At 41.5% G+C, this 17,189-nt stretch carries 14 protein-coding genes and 4 pseudogenes; 4 read left to right on the top strand and 14 right to left on the bottom strand.

Going from position 1 to position 17,189, the window contains the following annotated elements:
• Window positions 1-131 precede the first annotated feature (131 nt).
• Window positions 132-464, top strand: a complete 333-nt coding sequence (locus ACE3K2_RS12160) for a hypothetical protein (protein ID WP_421890112.1) — start codon at window positions 132-134, stop codon at window positions 462-464.
• A 645-nt stretch (window positions 465-1,109) separates the two neighbouring features.
• Here ACE3K2_RS12160 and ACE3K2_RS12155 read toward each other — a convergent pair.
• The 9 genes and pseudogenes from ACE3K2_RS12155 to ACE3K2_RS12115 all read right to left on the bottom strand — a co-directional run.
• Window positions 1,110-1,412 (bottom strand): annotated as a pseudogene (locus tag ACE3K2_RS12155) (family 43 glycosylhydrolase); the annotation flags it as partial.
• 27 nt (window positions 1,413-1,439) lie between these two features.
• On the bottom strand, window positions 1,440-2,258 hold the full coding sequence (locus ACE3K2_RS12150) for a carbohydrate ABC transporter permease (RefSeq protein ID WP_421891198.1): 819 nt from the start codon (window positions 2,256-2,258) through the stop codon (window positions 1,440-1,442).
• Between the two features lie 31 nt (window positions 2,259-2,289).
• Window positions 2,290-3,186, bottom strand: coding sequence for a carbohydrate ABC transporter permease (locus tag ACE3K2_RS12145; RefSeq protein ID WP_421890110.1), 897 nt, complete (start codon window positions 3,184-3,186; stop codon window positions 2,290-2,292).
• Window positions 3,187-3,270: 84 nt separating this feature from the next.
• Entirely contained in the window at window positions 3,271-4,608 is a 1,338-nt protein-coding gene (locus ACE3K2_RS12140; protein WP_421890108.1) for an ABC transporter substrate-binding protein, read from the bottom strand.
• 708 nt (window positions 4,609-5,316) lie between these two features.
• Window positions 5,317-5,568: a hypothetical protein gene (locus tag ACE3K2_RS12135; protein ID WP_421890106.1), complete on the bottom strand. Its 252-nt coding sequence runs from the start codon at window positions 5,566-5,568 to the stop codon at window positions 5,317-5,319.
• Between the two features lie 111 nt (window positions 5,569-5,679).
• Window positions 5,680-6,639 (bottom strand): L-threonine 3-dehydrogenase, encoded by a 960-nt coding sequence (locus tag ACE3K2_RS12130; protein ID WP_421890104.1) that lies wholly within the window; start codon window positions 6,637-6,639, stop codon window positions 5,680-5,682.
• A gap of 37 nt (window positions 6,640-6,676) precedes the next feature.
• Entirely contained in the window at window positions 6,677-7,867 is a 1,191-nt protein-coding gene (locus tag ACE3K2_RS12125; RefSeq protein WP_421890102.1) for a glycine C-acetyltransferase, read from the bottom strand.
• A 209-nt stretch (window positions 7,868-8,076) separates the two neighbouring features.
• Window positions 8,077-8,478: pseudogene (locus ACE3K2_RS12120) on the bottom strand (histidine phosphatase family protein).
• Between the two features lie 769 nt (window positions 8,479-9,247).
• Entirely contained in the window at window positions 9,248-10,084 is an 837-nt protein-coding gene (locus ACE3K2_RS12115; protein ID WP_421890100.1) for an alpha/beta fold hydrolase, read from the bottom strand.
• A gap of 505 nt (window positions 10,085-10,589) precedes the next feature.
• On the opposite strand from ACE3K2_RS12115, the pseudogene ACE3K2_RS12110 reads away from it, so the two are divergent.
• Window positions 10,590-10,739 (top strand): annotated as a pseudogene (locus ACE3K2_RS12110) (PhzF family phenazine biosynthesis protein); the annotation flags it as partial.
• A gap of 734 nt (window positions 10,740-11,473) precedes the next feature.
• A pseudogene (locus ACE3K2_RS12105) lies at window positions 11,474-11,560 on the top strand (transposase); the annotation flags it as partial.
• An 82-nt stretch (window positions 11,561-11,642) separates the two neighbouring features.
• On the opposite strand, the gene ACE3K2_RS12100 reads toward ACE3K2_RS12105, so the two are convergent.
• Both ACE3K2_RS12100 and ACE3K2_RS12095 read right to left on the bottom strand, forming a co-directional pair.
• Complete coding sequence (locus ACE3K2_RS12100) at window positions 11,643-11,906, bottom strand: hypothetical protein (protein WP_342551480.1); 264 nt, start codon at window positions 11,904-11,906, stop codon at window positions 11,643-11,645.
• Between the two features lie 115 nt (window positions 11,907-12,021).
• The gene (locus ACE3K2_RS12095; protein ID WP_421890098.1) at window positions 12,022-12,966 is read right to left on the bottom strand and encodes a metallophosphoesterase family protein; all 945 of its coding nucleotides are present in this window, start codon (window positions 12,964-12,966) and stop codon (window positions 12,022-12,024) included.
• Between the two features lie 147 nt (window positions 12,967-13,113).
• Between ACE3K2_RS12095 and ACE3K2_RS12090 the strand changes: the two genes are divergently transcribed.
• On the top strand, window positions 13,114-13,671 hold the full coding sequence (locus ACE3K2_RS12090; protein WP_421890096.1) for a hypothetical protein: 558 nt from the start codon (window positions 13,114-13,116) through the stop codon (window positions 13,669-13,671).
• A 170-nt stretch (window positions 13,672-13,841) separates the two neighbouring features.
• On the opposite strand, the gene ACE3K2_RS12085 is transcribed toward ACE3K2_RS12090, so the two are convergent.
• The 3 genes from ACE3K2_RS12085 to ACE3K2_RS12075 form a co-directional block, all read right to left on the bottom strand.
• Window positions 13,842-13,997, bottom strand: coding sequence for a hydrogenase/urease maturation nickel metallochaperone HypA (locus ACE3K2_RS12085; protein WP_421891195.1), 156 nt, complete (start codon window positions 13,995-13,997; stop codon window positions 13,842-13,844).
• Between the two features lie 92 nt (window positions 13,998-14,089).
• Window positions 14,090-14,677 carry a cupin domain-containing protein gene (locus ACE3K2_RS12080; protein WP_421890094.1) on the bottom strand — a complete coding sequence of 196 codons (588 nt, stop codon included), beginning with the start codon at window positions 14,675-14,677 and terminating at the stop codon, window positions 14,090-14,092.
• Window positions 14,678-15,133: 456 nt separating this feature from the next.
• Window positions 15,134-17,170 (bottom strand): GxGYxYP domain-containing protein, encoded by a 2,037-nt coding sequence (locus tag ACE3K2_RS12075; protein WP_421890092.1) that lies wholly within the window; start codon window positions 17,168-17,170, stop codon window positions 15,134-15,136.
• Window positions 17,171-17,189: the final 19 nt, after the last annotated feature.

Genomic DNA, 17,189 nt, shown 5'->3' with positions numbered 1-17,189 from the left:
GAACAAATCTAAGGTGGTTTGTATGATAACTAACATATCTCAATCGAACAGCCTGTTGTTTAAGTAACACAGTGAAATTATAATTTATTTGAACGTTCAATTCTATTTTTAAACTTAAATGGAGGTGAAATATGGGTGATATAACTGTAGTGCCTGTATGGATAATTCAAGATATTATAGTCTTAATTGCTGCTGTTCTAATGGTTTTCTATATCCTTGATAAGGAAACACATCCCAAAACGGTTCTACTGCAGTTTATAGGTTTTGTGTTTTTTTACGCAGCCGTTTTTGAAATTACTGCTTCATCGCTTGGGGAAGGTTTTTACGCCTATGGGCGGAGTGTTTTAATGTTATTTAATATACCGATTACTGTCCCTATTTTGGTGAATGGTGGCATAAAAAGAAAGGCTACAGTAAATCAATTGGTTATATCTATCCGTTTCTGGCGGCCATTCTGTCATTAGCGTGTATGTTCTCACCTTTATCTAACTTCTTTAATTATATGGGGCCATTCTTCGAAAGAACCTCTAATATGCAATGGGTGATGTTGATTACACTTTCTATAATTACAATCGGAATTTTAGCATTAGCTTTTATAAAGTTTTGGGACCGGAAGGTTAATTATTCAATCACTCCCAAAAAAGATTATCCTATCATGTTTACTTTCGTGGGGTTCCCCCTGGTCAATACTATACTTTGCATTATAGGAGGTTACACGGAAGTGTTGTGGCTGGTCGCTCTGGCTCAGATCTTATTATTGCTAGGCTGGATTGGAATTTACATTATGGGTAAAAAAGCAAGTCCAATCACGATATAACCATAAACCCAAGCATTGAGGCAAAGACACACTTTCATTAATATTCCTTTTCGGCGTATTGCCAAATGCAACGTGTGGCGGAACCTCGCCCTCTTCTTTCCATAGTTCATTTAGCTCTTTTATGTATATCTCAACTCTTCGACTTATTTGTTAAACTATCCTACCCTTATAATACGGTTCGGCGTATTATCTGTTGAGCGAATTCGAAGGCACCCTACTGGGTGCCTTCGATGTTCTTACTGTCTCTCTATGGCAAGTTGGATAAACGAACTCAAATCCATCAAACAAAGTCTTCATTCGTATCCGTCGTGTGTGCGGCAGCGAAATACACGTACCATTTGTCATTAATAAAATGCAGTTCGGGTGCCCAAATATTGGCACTAAGGATACCCGTCTCACGCTTTCTCCAGATCACTACAGGAGTTGATGTAACAAGCCCCTCAAGGTTCTGGGCTTTACGGATTTCAATCCGGTCATACTCCGGAACGGATGCTACGAAGTAATAATAACCGTCTGAATGTCGGTAAATAAAAGGATCCGCTTTCTGCTCAATCAATGGTTGTATGTCGTGTAACACTCTTTTTTGGACTTCCATCTTATCACCTGTTTCATCATAATATTACTACCCTTTAACAGCACCTGCAGTCATACCGTCTATGAAATATTTCTGGAAAGCAATGAACAGTATGAAAATTGGAATGATGGAGAAGAAGGAGCCCACGATCAATAGGTCATAGTTGTTGCCATAAGGAGTTAACAACGTTTTCAAACCGATTGGAAGTGTATATTTACTCTGATCTCCGAGCACCATGAATGGCCACAATAGATTATTCCAGCTATTCATACCATTCAAAATGGCCATTGCCGCAAAGGATGGCTTCATAATCGGCATAATTAGTCTGAAATAAATCGCATATTCGTTTGCGCCATCAACCCGCCCAGATTGAATAATCTCTTTGGGTATGCTTCGTAGATATTGCCTGAAGAAAAATATTGTCGCGGCATTGGCTATACCGGGCAGAATGATTGCCGAATAGCTATTCACCATTCCCAAATCATTAATTAGGCTGTACAAAGGAACCAGCAGTATTTCGAAAGGCACCATCATAATGAGCAAAACACATATAAAGAGGAAGTTTTTACCTTTAAAATGATATGCTGCAAAACCATATGCAACAAATGCGCTTACAAAAAGTGTTAAAACCACTTGAACAATTGTTAGAATCATACTGTTCCAAAACCACACAAAATAATCATGTTCTCCAGTAAACAGAAAAACGAAGTTATCAAAACTCATGATTTCAAAATCCAAACGTAGGTTAAGACCATATCTAACTAATGATTCACCTGGTTTAAAGGAAGATAGGGCCACTGCGTAGAATGGGATCATAATTATAACGAATAGTATAATGAATAAACCAATAATGACGATTCTAGAGATGAAATCACTTCTCGTCTGACTTCTGCCCACTTTAATCCTCCTCCTTTTTGAACATTCCACTAAATTTCAACTGTGTTAAATTGATAACCATAGCAATGGCTAACAGAATGATACCAACTGCAGCTGCGTAACCCAGCTTATTCTGCTCAATCCCTTGTCTATACAGATATCCAACAATGGTTAAGCCAATATTTTGGGGTGATTTGTTACCGTTGAACATCATCAGACTCTCGGTAAACATGGCTAAACCTGCATAAACACTAATTGTGGTAACATATACCGTGGTCGGCTTCAATAATGGCATTGTGATCATTCTAAACTTCTGCCAAGCAGATGCACCGTCAATTGAAGCAGCCTCATAATATTCATTGTCAATGCTTTTCAAACCCGATAGATAGTAAAGCATATTAACGCCTGTCCATCTCCAACATGCGAGGATTAACAGTGCTGCCATACTCCAATTTCCGTCTTTCAAAAATTTAATAGGTTCTACACCAAACAGACCCAGGAAACTGTTCATTAATGAACCTTCCATTTCACCGAATGTCAGGCGGAAAATGGTACCCGCAACTGCGACAGATGTCAATGCAGGGAGAAAGAACGAAGATTTAAAAAACTCTCTTCCCCTCATTAACTTACTGTTGATCATAACGGCGAATAACATGGGAAAGGGAATTAACAGCACTAAGGTTCCTAACATGTACACAACGCTATTTTTAATAGATATCAAAAACACTTTATCTGTAAGCAATTTCGAATAATTCGCTTCACCAATCCATTTAGGATCCTGTCCCAACATCCTATCTTGAAAACTCATTACGAATGAATTTACAAGCGGGAAAAACCAGAACATCAAAAATATGAGTATAAATGGCAATACAAACACATAAGGTGCAACTTTTTGAGAGTATACAAATTTCTTTATCATATTCTCAATCTCCCTTGACTATGGTTAAACCTGCTGACCGCTATACCTGCCAACAGGTTTAATCAAATCATTTACTTATTATATTTATTTCAATTCTTGTTCAATGGCTGCTTGTGCTTCATCCAACGCTTCCTTCACGTCTTGGCCATCTTCAAAGATCGAATTCAAAGTAACCGTATTGAATATATTGCCGATGGTTGGTGAAGCTTTAACGGACTTTATCGCTCTAATTTCGTCCTTGATTTCATTCAAAGTATCAAATGCATTTGTTTTAAAGTATTGGACGTATTCATTTTCAGGGTTTTTCGTAACTGCATCATCTTTCCATACTTCCATGTTGATTGGGTCAAATCCAAGTGTATTCCAGATTTCAGTCGTAGCTTCTTTCGAAAGCTTAGCAAAGGCTACAAATTCTTTCGCCAACTGAACGTCTGTACCATTCTTGGTAACAACTGTGCCAGTACCGCCTAAGCCAACGGAACGAGGATTACCTTCTTCGAATACAGGCAATGGAGCTATTGCATACTTACCTTTAAGGTCTTTCATTTCGTTTACAAAGCGAGACATGTACCACTCAGGCATTAATGCACTTGCATAGTTGCCTTTGTTATATTCGCCTTTTGCTTCTTCTGTGTCGGGTTGTCCACCAGGGATCGTATGAATAACATTGTTCTTCTGCAGATCGACTAACATTTCAAGCGCTTTAATCATTTCAGGCGAGTTCACTTTTGGATTACCATTTTCATCTGTAAAATCAGCATTTTGCTGAGCTAGTAGCAACGATGCTTGGAACGAAGCTGATGTATCAGCAGTACCTAAGTACTTGCCAGTCTTTTCGTAAACCTGGATACCTGCTTGTTTGTAATCTTCCCACGTTTTGATTGTCTTGTAGTCCACACCTGCTTGTTCAAGAATTTCAGTGTTGTAGAAAGCAAGCGTAGCACCTACGTGATAATCAAAGCCATAAACCTGATCGGCTTTGGAGTAAATATCGACACGTGAAGGAACAACAGTGTCTTTGTATGGTGCAAACACATCATTTAAAGATTCCAGGGGAACGTTGTCACCTTCCAAGAATTTCGGGAATTTACCTAGCTCAATATCCGCGATATCAGGAGCACCTTTTCCGCTTGTTACTGCCAGTAAGAGCTTGTTATGCATATCATCGTAAGGCATAACCGTTACATTTAACTTAATCTGTTTGTCCGGGTTCTGTTGGTTCCATAACCCCAGCATTTTATCCAAATGCTTGCCGTGCAAATCTACGAATGTCCAAAATGATAATTCTGTTGCATTCTCACCAGCATTAGCGCCCAATTGACGTGTTTCCGTTTTTGAACCAGAAGGATTACCACATGCAGTAAAAACAAGTGACATAATAAGGAGTGTAACGATGAAGATTAAAGCACTTTGTTTTTTCATTTGTTCGTCATCCTCTCTTTTTTGTTATGCATGTGAAAAGTCCCCTTCGCAACAAGCTCTTAGACTCCATACTGTAAGCGCTTAACATGCCGTATTAATATATATATGAAATAGGCTTTATATAACCAATTGAATTATAAAATCATAAAGTTTATGGGAACATATAACTATGTCTTTAGGTCGAATAATTAAGTCTGAACTAGTTGTTATTTCAAAATCATGATTTAGTGGCTGAAGGTTATCATAAACAAAAAAAAGCACCTTTGTGTAAAGGTACCTTTAGTTATATTATCCGCGAGACATGTTTCTGGCTGAGCAACGGATAAGCATTGAATAATGCTGCAGATTTCAAACACCACTGCTCGAGTATTCAAACTGGAGTGTTCAAAAATAGTCTCTTAGCCCCGGTATCATATCAATCTTAGTCGTCTTGTTTTTTGCATAAGAAAACATTCATTAGACTCACTTCTACATTTAGATATTTTTCTAACTCGAAATTGGATCAAGTTCTTATCCTTCACCTGAGCATCGAGGCCTAAGGTTGTGCTATCTATAAAAATAAATCTGATATCCTCTTCCCCAGGGAAGAGGGGAACTGTTTGTCAAATTCCAACGTAGTAGGGGAATTTATGTCACTAAATATTGACAAGAAGTTCCCTACTAAAAATTAAACCCCTTAATAATCAAGGGGTTTCTTGGTTGGCGACTTTATGTCATTCTATACACCAGTCTGCTTGTAGAGTTCATTATGTGAATCCAAAAAGCAATACCAGGTGTCATCGTTTTATACGATATCCCTTGTGTTAACTCATAAAAAGCCGCTAAAATAGCAGCTTTAATAGAGATATGTTCTTGTCCCTCGACATGAAATAATGGGAACGATTGATAAATATATAAAAAATCAGTCATTATTACTGTATTTAATGCATTTTTTAGTGCTAATTTATCATGATCAGTCATGTTTAGAAGCACCTTTTGATTCAACTTAATCGTTGCTGCTTCAACCGCCAAACCTCTTGATTTAGCTTCTTTTGTATTTCTACTCGATATGCAAAACGAATTCATAATAACTTAAGCTTTGCGAAGCATTTGTCTTCGGCTTAGCTGTGTAATCATATCCTTCGTCATGGCTTTCAAGTCGTAGCGGGCATGAAATCCCCATTCTGTTTTCGCTGCCGTTGCATCAATGGAATGCGGCCAGCTATCGGCAATCGCCTGTCTCTTCGGATCAACGTCATAATCGAGGATAAAGCCGGGAAACTCCTCTCGAATTGCTGCAGCGATTGCCTCCGGATCCACGCTCATTGCGGTGACATTAAATGAGTTTCTATGCTTCAACCGGGATGAATCCGCTTCCATTAAATCGATGATAGCCTCCAGGGCATCCGGCATATACATCATGTCCATGTTTGAGTCTTTGGCGATATAAGATGTATATCGACCAGTCGTCACGGCTGCGTGATATATTTCCACTGCGTAGTCCGTCGTTCCTCCGCCGGGAGGCGTCATATAAGATATCAAACCAGGGAATCGCAGCCCCCTAGTATCCAAGCCGTATTTGTGAAAATAATAATCGCAGAGCAGTTCGCCGGACACCTTGCTCACGCCGTACATCGTATTAGGCCTCTGAATCGTATCCTGCGGGGTATTGTCTTTCGGAGTCGAAGAACCAAAAGATCCAATCGAACTTGGCGTAAAAAATTGGCAACCGAGCTCCCTGGATATTTCAAGAGCATTCATCAATCCGCCCATATTCAGATTCCATGCAAGTAGCGGTTTCTCCTCTGCGGTAGCCGACAGCAGTGCAGCCAAATGGATGACGGTATCTACTTCGTACCGCTTGGCGATTTCAAACATCGCCTTATCATTCGTCACATCCAGCAGCTCGAATGGCCCGGATCGGGTAATTTCGTGAGCTGATGACCTGAGATCCGTAGCAACCACGTGATCCGCACCATAAATCTCTCGTAATCTAATAACTAACTCAGAACCGATTTGGCCCAGTGCTCCGGTTACCAATATCTTGTTCATAAGACATTCCTCCCGAAATAGACTCCCGTAGGTGCAACTAAATCAGTTTCATTTCTGAGCCAACTTTCGCATAAACGGAGATCACCTGACCCAGCATCTCTTTGGAATGAGCAGCCGTCGGCATGTTGCGTATTCTTCCGGTTCCTTTCGGAACCGTAGGAAAAAGGATAGCCTTGGCATAAACGCCTTCTTCATAGAGTCGTTTGCTGAACTGTTGGGTGGTTACTTCATCGCCAATGATACAAGGTGTGATCGGCGTTTCGCTTTGGCCTACATCATATCCAAGCCGGCTCAAGCCAGCTTTCAAATAATTGCCGTTCTCCCACAGCTTCTCGATCAGTTCTTTGTCGTTCATCAAAATGTCGACAGAAGCACTACAAGAAGCGATTACACCAGGAGGTAGCGATGTGGAGAACAAAAACGGACGGCTTCTCAGCTTCAACCATTCGATCAGTTGTTTTTTTCCCGCCACATAACCGCCGACAACACCGATCGCCTTGGAAAGAGTACCAATTTGAAAGTCAATGCGGTCGGACAATCCAAAATGCTTCACGGTTCCTGCCCCTGCTCCGAGAACGCCTGAACCGTGGGCATCATCCACATAAGTAATCAGATCGAATTCTTCTGCTATTTTCACGATTTCGGGCAGCTTTGCGATATCACCATCCATGGAGAAAACTCCGTCGGTAATGACCATAATTTTCCGGTACTGACCGGATTCCTTGGCCTCTTTCGCCAACTGTCTTAAATCATTCATATCTGAATGCTTAAAGCGAATTACCTTGGCTTTCGACAAACGGCAACCATCAATAATTGAAGCGTGGTTTAGCTCATCTGATAAAATCGCATCATGCTGATCCATAACCGCAGATATAGCAGCCATGTTACAGTTAAATCCCGATTGATACACGATAACGGCTTCCGTTTTTTTGAAACGAGCCAGTTTCTCTTCAAGCTCCATATGAATATCCATCGTTCCATTAATTGTTCTCACAGCCCCTGCGCCTGCCCCGTACGTCTGCGCTGCCTTAACTGAAGCATCAATCAGGCGGTAATCTGTTGCCAGTCCCAAATAGTTATTGGAAGACAAGTTGATCAGGGACTTTCCGTCGATACGAATAACAGGACCATTTGCACCCTGTAGCGTATCGATAACGTTATACAGACCCTTGGTCTTTAGATCTTCGATGTTCGAATCTAAAAATTGATCCAATGCATGACTTGACATTCTATTCCCTCCTCGTTATACGAATGTCCTTGTACAGGAGACATGTTATTCCCCTAAAAAACCTTGTTATAAAAGGAGTTATACTGATTTCAATGTAGCATCTTTTTCATTATTTGTACACATGTGGAGGACAAAAAATGAAAATATCCGCAAATACACATAGCGATTGCCTCCCTCATTCCCGGAAACAATCGCTACTAAATCTTTGCTTATATCTTTTGCTGCTCGGTAGTTTGGATACCATTCCGATTAGATACACGACTAATCGGTAATAGGAACAGCTTCTTGTCCCTCGACATAACACCAAGATTTTGCTCACGCCAATTTGCTCCCCAACGAGTGATACGCTCTTCCTCGGTGGTGCCCTCAATTAGCCCATCAGTGAATACGGGTACTCCTAAACATTGCTGAATGATTTCGGCAGTTTGCCTAGCTCTCGTTAGATTACTGGAGAATATAACATCTCAATCTTCGCTTGAAAGTCTTTTTGCCAGTGCAGCTGTTTGCTCTATCCCTTCTTCGTTTAGCGGTATATCAAATACTCCTTGAGCCTTGCTAAGATTATTCCATTCAGTAACCCCATGTCTAATAATACCTATTGTGGTCGCCATACCTACCCCTTAATGACTACAATTTCCCCCTCATTGCCCAAACAAATAGTACCACATATTGCGACTTCTACTTTTAAAGGGTTACATTTGTATCTCCAAAAAACAGATCACATCAGAGATTCTATGTTTTCTTTAATTTGCCCCTCAATCTTCCTTCAAATATAAATCATTCAATTTCATCCAATTCAAGTTTACCGTCTTTAGTCCTACTAAAACTGAATGTATAAAATTTATCTAATTAAATTGTCTCCCATTTAGACTTATCTTCCACATAGATACGTATTAAATCTTCATTCATCGTTCTTACATCTAGCCAGCATCCCTGGGAGCATTCTTTTTGCATTACTTTACCATTAGTATTTACATACTCAGTAACGGTATTAGGCTCAGCTGTTGAAGTACAAGCAGTATATAATAGCAAAAAGATTATGCAATGGTAAGAAATATTTGTTCACCTCTTCGATTTTTATATATGAATATGTCCTGGCCTTAGATTAATTATCAAACTTAGGGTTAAGGTGGTCTTCTTCTATCTTCGAACGAAGCCCTCTTCTTAGAATATACAGGTTAGTTGGCGTATACAAGGGGAGTGAAGAAGCGGTCGCTTCCTTGCGCAACATGGTTTGGTTGATACAACCAGGATTGTCCGGGAACAACATGATACAGTCGAATTTCTGTAATCGTTGAAAGAGCAGGACCCCCCTACTCCAAAAGGGTGTCCTGCTCTTTTTTTATTTCGTATGTTTATCTAACGAGTTTTAATCAAAGCTTAGCTCTTCAGAAATTCGATCAACGCTGCATTAAATGCTTCAGAATGTGTCGCATTAAAGCCATGTGGTCCACCTTCTACAACAACAAGCCGGCTGCCAGGGATAGATTCATGTGTACGTTGTCCACTGACTTCAAGCGGCACAATGGCATCGGAATCGCCATGAATAACCAGGGTCGGAATATTGAATTTCTCCAGGTCCTGACGGAAATCGGTAAGAGCAAAGGCAGCAATGCAATCCAGGGTACCCTTAGGGGATGCCAGAGCAGCAATATCCCGGTTATATAGACGGAACGGTTCGCTCACAAGGTCTGTACGATCTCCTGCAGCGAAAAAGTTATTTGTAAATCCATCCAAGAAGGCTAGACGATCACCCTTAACCCCATTTTGGAATTCAGCAATGGTTGCATCGTCCAATCCTCCCTGTGGATTGTCCTCGGACTTATACAGGTAAGGAGGAACAGCGCCTGCAAATACGGCTTTGGAAACCCGTTCCGTTCCATATGTTCCGATATAGCGAGCTACTTCGCCGCCTCCCATGGAGAACCCAACCAGTGTAGCATCGCGCAGATCGAGGTGCAAAATCAATTTATGTAAATCAGATGCAAAAGTATCGTAGTCATAACCATCCCAAGGTTGGGAAGACTGACCAAAACCACGACGATCATACGTGATAACACGGTAGCCCGCTTCAATCAGGATAGGTACTTGTTTCTCCCAGGATCTTCCACTCAAAGGCCAGCCATGAATAAGGATGATGGGTTTCCCCTCGCCATGATCTTCGTAATACAGTTCAATTGGTTGTGCATTCTCTTCGCCTACATTTACTTTAGCCATGGAAAATCCCTCCGTTTAGTTATGATCGTTTAATTGTTACTCTTCAAATGCTACATATGCAATCTACTATTGTCAATCGTACCCAAGAATTAAATAGAATCGTTCATTGTAAATTGGAAACTTATACACTTCTTTCTCCTGCAGTTCTCAACCAATCAATAAAAAAGTTTGCACAAAATTGGGCTACTATCTTTTCTAATATCCAGAATAATGCGTTCTTATTAATCCCCCTACACTTCTCATTTGATGACTAACGATTTGGTCTGTAAAATATTCTAAGTGATCTCTTATGATTAATGGTTATGTCCTCAATAGAAAGAATCACTGCTGTTCTACACATAGTGTCAAAGTAAAAATATTCTTTGTTCAGCAGAGATTTTCTCCAAGTTTGATTGACACAACGGGACCTCCTATTAAAAAAGCAGCCCCGTCATTTTTTCAATGTCCACCCTAAAGGGTGCATTTCTCCTCAAAATGTTTGCACACTCAGTTGGTTTTTTCTTAAGAGTTACCAGACGGTCTTGGTGTCTGCATTACAGCGAAAAGCGAAAAATTCGATTTTGTATCTAGAAGCTTTTTTCCAAAGTTAAACGTAAATGAAGATCCAGTATGGGGTTTCGCGCACTGTAACTTCATTCCCTACTGGGCAATCTAAGATTTGGAAGACGTACGTTTAAAATGAAAATACAAAATAATTAAAGAATTATAGATTACGCTCCCTGAAATCCCTAGCTGACCGTGTTTCTCTTATCGAGTCTTTGTTTTCCATAAGAATGTGAAAACGGCCCTGTTTTTCGCTACTTATAAAACTTTTTTCATTTAGATGATCAACTAATCGGTAATCGGACTATGTATGTTCATGTCCATCTACAGCTCTCCCTGCAAATCTGGTGCAGTGATTCTTCTGTGTTGTAATGTGCTCTAAATACTCTTCAATTAATAAAGGAGCTTTGCTGCTCGTTTACTGAATTCATGTTAAATTCAAGCCATCTAAGGATAGACTGATTTATTTGAGGGGCTCCTTCCAATCGTTCCAATTTGAAAAACGAAGAGTAGCAAGTATATGTCCACACTTACATTAAAAAGCACTTCCCAGCTGTTTGTTAGACAATAAAAAAAGGTATTGTCTGCTTACAATTTGGACAGGTATCAATAAGTTTATTTTCATGAAATGCACACGTATCGAAGAACTTAAACTGATGTAACCAAGAATGGCCTCCAACCACTGCTGTGAAGTAATCCATTCAAGTTTTTCCCCATGAGTTCCGTAAATTTTTAAAGCGTTGTGATGTAATACTCATAAAACGACCGATAATTTGTGATTTTCTTTGTAAATTACCTCTACAGGATTCGCGATAAGGAACGGATTACGCATCTAACAACACTAAGAAGGCCGTACTGTCCCAGGCTACGATCATCGTTGATAAGTTTCACGTTGTCCGCATGGCAAACCAAGCGATGGAAACCCTACGCAAGCTCGAGCAGGCCTAAAACTAGATCCAAAGGGAGTCTAGAAGGCGCCGACATAGCATCGGCGCCTTCTCTCTGTTCAAATCAATTACAACGTAATCGCACGGTGTGGCTTACTGTAATGACTGGTTCCGCCGCCTCCGACGATAACACGCCCGCCCTTATTAAACACCAGACGTTTGGTAATATTTCCGCTGAGCAGCACTTCAACTTTAGCTTGATTGGCAGTAGCTATATAGATGACATAGCCACTCTTAGAAATCACTGTCCGCCAGTTGCGGTCAAACTCTGACCGCAAGACCCGGCTAGAGTATACCTGATTTTCGACTCTACCTGGTTTAGTTCCCTTCATCGAAATCCCTCATTTCTGAAATCTATAGGACACGTTAATAATCTATTCACTATGACTCTCAGAAGTGTAGGTAGATTCCTAAGTAGATGAAAGAAACAAAATCGACTTATGCGACTTATGCAGTCTCGCCTACTGGAATGACGCGACTTTTAGCAATAACACCATTTCTAACGGTAAACTCGATAAAATGGAAGATCGGGGTTGGTGCGCCCTTGAGAAAACCCTTTTTGACAAGTGGCGCCCCGGCTCCCCCAGACAGTTGATACCTTGTGCCTTGATAGGAAAGTTGATCTAATGCATGCACATGGCCAACAAGAACCTGAGAAACCTTGCCGCGAACGCTGGATAGGAACCGGGTCAGTTGTCCTCGGGTGTTTCCGAACGTCGATGTGGGATCTTGAAAATAACGGGGATTGGCCCATTTCCCGATCCTAGGTGGAACGTGCATGGTCATAACGGTATTCTTCTGTGCCTTTTTTAGCTGCTCTCTCAGAAAAGCCAGTTCTCCTGGTGCAAAACCGTAGACTAACTGACCACTCCCATTGGAGCTTAGCTGTTGTGAATTATCCAGGCCGATGATCGTAGTTTTAATTTTGGGGAGATGGATTCCGAAATGCGTTGGTCCGATATATTTTCTAAAATTGGTAAGTGGTCCGTTGATACCCGTATGTTCATGGTTTCCGGGAACGATAAAAAAGGGGATATCAGGTACGCCTCTGTTCGGATCCTGAATCATCTGCAGCAAGCTTTTTACCGGTACACCGGAATAGGTCCCGCCTGTCTTGAATTCTTGGTCAGTTCCCGTGAATACAGCATCTCCGTTATGCAGAATAAATAGAGGCTTTCTCTTCAATTTGGAGATGGTGGATAAGGCCGAAGTAAATATTGCATTGCTGGATTGGCCGTTCCCAGCCCAGCCGTCTCCCATGCCGATAAAAGTGTATTCATTGCCTTTCAGCTTTTTTACCTTTGCCAATAATCGAGCTTTGGACGTCTGGAACAGTGTTCTCTGACTTGTCGAGGTTCTTTTGACTTGAGCCGTCTGGTTTTTGGATTTCATTTAGTCACCCTTCCCTGTAGATACACCTAATTTTATGGGGCGAATGACAGTAATGAAACGGCATTAGCCCATTTCGCTAGCAATCGTACAAGACTTTTCTTGATCGAACTCATAGAATACAGGATCAACGGTCAAGGAGTGATATATTTGAGTATAATCAAAGCTGGAGATTGCGTCGGCATCCTTTATTTCACTACGATGGGTGCACCGGCTACAGTACATGACGGCGTTCTCGTTTCTCCTAAAAGTTTGAATTCGCAAACGTATAATGGCCCGGTTACTATACTGCATTACAATATCAATAGGAAATCCGGTCACCTTTTTCGCCAACTTATTACCGTGACACCGATTGAGATCCGTAAAACGCCCTTTAAGACTAGTGATCAGAAAGGGCGTTGCAGCAGTTCCCCTTCTTCACCTGCTATAAAAGCGGGATCTTGCGTTGCTGTTAAATTCCGGGTACCCAGATCAAGCACATTCCCGGCGGGACGGGAAGTGAAGAACGGCAGATTGCTATGCCCGATCAAAGATGGAAACAAGCCTCCAAAAGAAGTATGGATATACCACTGGCTGGTCAGAAATCCAAACAGCGACTCTCCTAGTTTAAAGCTCGAACTGAAAAAGTATACCGGCGTTACGTATGTAGAAAAAGCGAGAGTGTCTCCTCTCCCAACTGCAAAATTGAACCTGAACGGGCTTTCATAGAATCGTCATCCGAAAAAACCAGGGAGCTAAGCCGATTGCGTAGCTCCCTGGTTTTTGGTGTCTATTATGGCTTGCATAAGACAGTTGTCCAAAAAAAACAGAAAATTTACTGACCAATTTTATATGTAATTAAGAATGATTAATGTAGTTTCATTCAGTATTGTTCCTTGTTAGAGACACTCAAAAGCGAAGGAACGTGCTTTGGGGAGAACGCTTAGCTTATCTCCTATAATTAGCTCAATTGATGTTACTTTGTTTATAGCGTGGTCATTTGCAGCGTTCTGAGCAGACTGAATAATTTCATACATAAGGCTTGTTTCATGCATAGGCTGCCAGATGGATATCTGTTTGTACAAAGAAAAACCGCTCAATTTTCATGGAGCGGTACCTTTTAAAACATAAAATGATTAATAGTCTGTTATTCTGCGGCCATGGCATCTGCCTTTGTTAGGTGGACCGTGCCGAATGGGTGCTGCGGTGGTGCATAAATGACATAAACTTTCAAAGGTTTATCACCTGTATTCGTTAAATTATGCCACTTGCCAGCAGGCACTATGATTGCATAATCTTCAGTGGCATTTGCAACAAAATCCAGATTGTCTTTGCTATCTCCCATTTGAACCAACCCTTGACCTTCTTCAATTCGAATAAACTGATCGGTATTCGGATGAACCTCTAATCCGATATCTTCACCGACATTTATACGCATAAGAGTCACCTGAAAGTGTTCCCCAGTCCATAACGCTGTACGGAACGTGTTATTCAGTTGCGAAGCCTTTTCAATATCGATCACTAAGGGCCTCTTCCCATAATCCTGTAGAAGCATCACTTGATGTCCCGTACTCTCCATATCCGTTTGAGATCCTTTGTTCAGCGAGAGATCGTTTCTTACTAAATAAGTCGGCTGATAAAGAGGGGTGTAACCAGACGTGTAAGTATTATGTTGATGTATTGATGAGAAAGAATCGGGATAGTACCCCTGTTTAGACGTATAAAAGTGACACATTTTGCACCATTCCTTTATAAATATTATGCAGTCAGTATATGACTACTCACACGGAATGTGCCTAGAGCTATAAAATAGCAGCTCTATCCGGGCATCTTTTATTACTGGATATGTTTTGACTTCCTGATCCAACCTCTGCTGTCCATCCATTCCCCATTTACGATAACTGCAGAGATACTTGTTGTGTTTTTTATATTCTCCAGCGGATTTTTATCAAGCAACACGAGATCAGCAAGCTTTCCTTCTTTAAAACTTAGCCGCACTGTTTAACCTCTCATATTACGCATTTCAGGCTTATTGAATTAACAAGCTAAAGACCCGCCTGATCCGCAAGGATCCGGCAGGTCTTTTATTGGCTGAATGATATTTGAATATCTTTAAATCGCTTTGCGAGATTCGAGCTTCCGATTGCTTTGAAGACGGCCCAAAGGTCCTTCCGTAAGTCACTTTGACATCTTACTTGGACAAGCCGTACGCTTTTCGGATCAGCGAGAAATATTCGTCCGCCTTAACCACCTGGAACTCGGCTCCGAGAGATTCCGTAATCGCCAGCACATCCGATGGGGTCATGCTCCATGCATTAATCCCAACCGAAATGAATGTTGGAGATTTGCCATCCCATTCGGTCTTGGTACGATTCAAAATATCTTTACCATCCTGCACCGTTGAGATGCCTCGCAGAATGGAAACCGGTAAGCTGCCATTCATGATTTGAACATTGGCTTTGTCCTCGCCTGCGAGGAACAGGCCTGGAAGTTTATAGTTTTTCTCATACGCAGCTGCAATCGAATCACTTAGCGGAACGTCTTTTCCAAGTTCACGATTGAGCACAAAAGGGTACGACATGTTCGTTTTCTTCAGATAAGAGAAGGTTTGTTTTAGATACTCCGGGAATGTGCCTGTCGGCCAAACATGCGGATTGAAGTAACCTACTCCGGATGGGCCTGCAACAAGCTGATCATTTGGCGTCGCCGTTGAACGGTAATAGTTTAGAATGGCAGGCGCTGCATCGTAGAGTAACGGACTGGAAGTCCAGTTGATAGGCACTTTACCCCGAGCGGGATCAGCCCACAGGTTGCGCATATGATTCTGGTCGTATTGCAGGTTGTCACCTTCGCCAAAGGTATAGGTTACATAGATTTTGTTCTCCAACTTGGATTTTACCGGTTTGGGAGCAGGCTGTTGTTTTACGTTTGTTCCTGAAAATACGGTCATATTATGGAACCAGTCGGAAGGAACAACATAGACACCATGACGAGATGTGAGTTCTATGCCAGCAACTTCGCCTTCAAAATCATTGTCGAACCAACCCAGATAAGGTGTCCCTGGTTTTACATCAGACAGAATCTTCTCAAATAGCGCCTTTTCCTCTGGCACACTGGTAGACAACCAGAACACCATGGCTTTGTTCGCTACAGCATAATCGCGGAGATAGCCATAAGGTTCCTTTTCTTCAGACGAGAGGGGTTGAACATTGCTCGCAGATACCTTGTATTGGTTCCACATCTCGATCGATACGGTTAGTTGCTTTGTGTCGGTTGCAGGCTTAAATTCGTATACAAAGTAGTTTCCGTTATCTGCGAAGCGGTGATCGCTTCCAGGCAAAAATTTGGAGTTATGTTGGTCATAGAGAAACGTTTCTTCCTCAGAAGAACCCGTTTTGAAATCCGCAATAATCTGTCCATCTGCTTTCACCGTCACTTGATGAACGGCAGGTCCCCAGCCATCCTGAGGAAAGGCATCATTAAAGCGGAGGTAGACCGCTTCTTTTCCCAAATAGGATGACAAGTCATAGTCATAGGTCTTCCTGTTGCTTGCATCACGAATCTGTTCCTTCTCGACGCCAACCGTTTGGAATGAATCAAAATTTCCGGACGGAATCGGGATGGAGGTGTCTGGACTCAATCCGACCAACATTCGTTGAGTCGTCTGGCTCCAGAGATGCTCATACTGCCAGTTGTATGCATCCATACGATTCTTGAACTTGTCCTGCAAGTCTTCGATTACCGACAGGTGATACGGTGCAGCAGTCAATTGTTGAGCCAGTTCAGGACTGGCAACAACAGCATTTTTGAGTCCGGCAAGTGTCGTTGCCACATTAATGGAGTCCGGCAGCTGCGGATCATATACGATAATGCCTTTGATCTCTTTTGCATATTTCTTGAGAACATCCATTACGTTGTCATGCTGCTTATAAGGGACGTTCAAGTCCTGCAGCCAAGGGTCTACTTTATTCTGTTGAATGTAGATTCGCGGCTTTTCTCGATTGATTACCCCTTCAAGCGTCGTCAAAAGCAATTTGATATCGCCGGATTCCTCATATACATTCGCCACATCCAAACGTTCTACTTTATTGAAAGTTGGAAGCGCTTGATTTTGAGGCCACTTCAAAGAGTTGGTATGCTTCAACTCATCTGTGGCAGCAAATGCACTAGCCGATAAAACGGTTGTACAGACCAGGGCAGCACACAAAACGGTTAATTTACGAATCATAAAGTTCATATCTCCTTTT

Origin of the sequence: Paenibacillus sp. (assembly GCF_048976745.1) — a bacterium.
Lineage (GTDB): Bacteria > Bacillota > Bacilli > Paenibacillales > Paenibacillaceae > Paenibacillus.
Note: the sequence above shows the minus strand (reverse complement) of the source record. Positions and strands in the feature narration are given on the sequence as shown.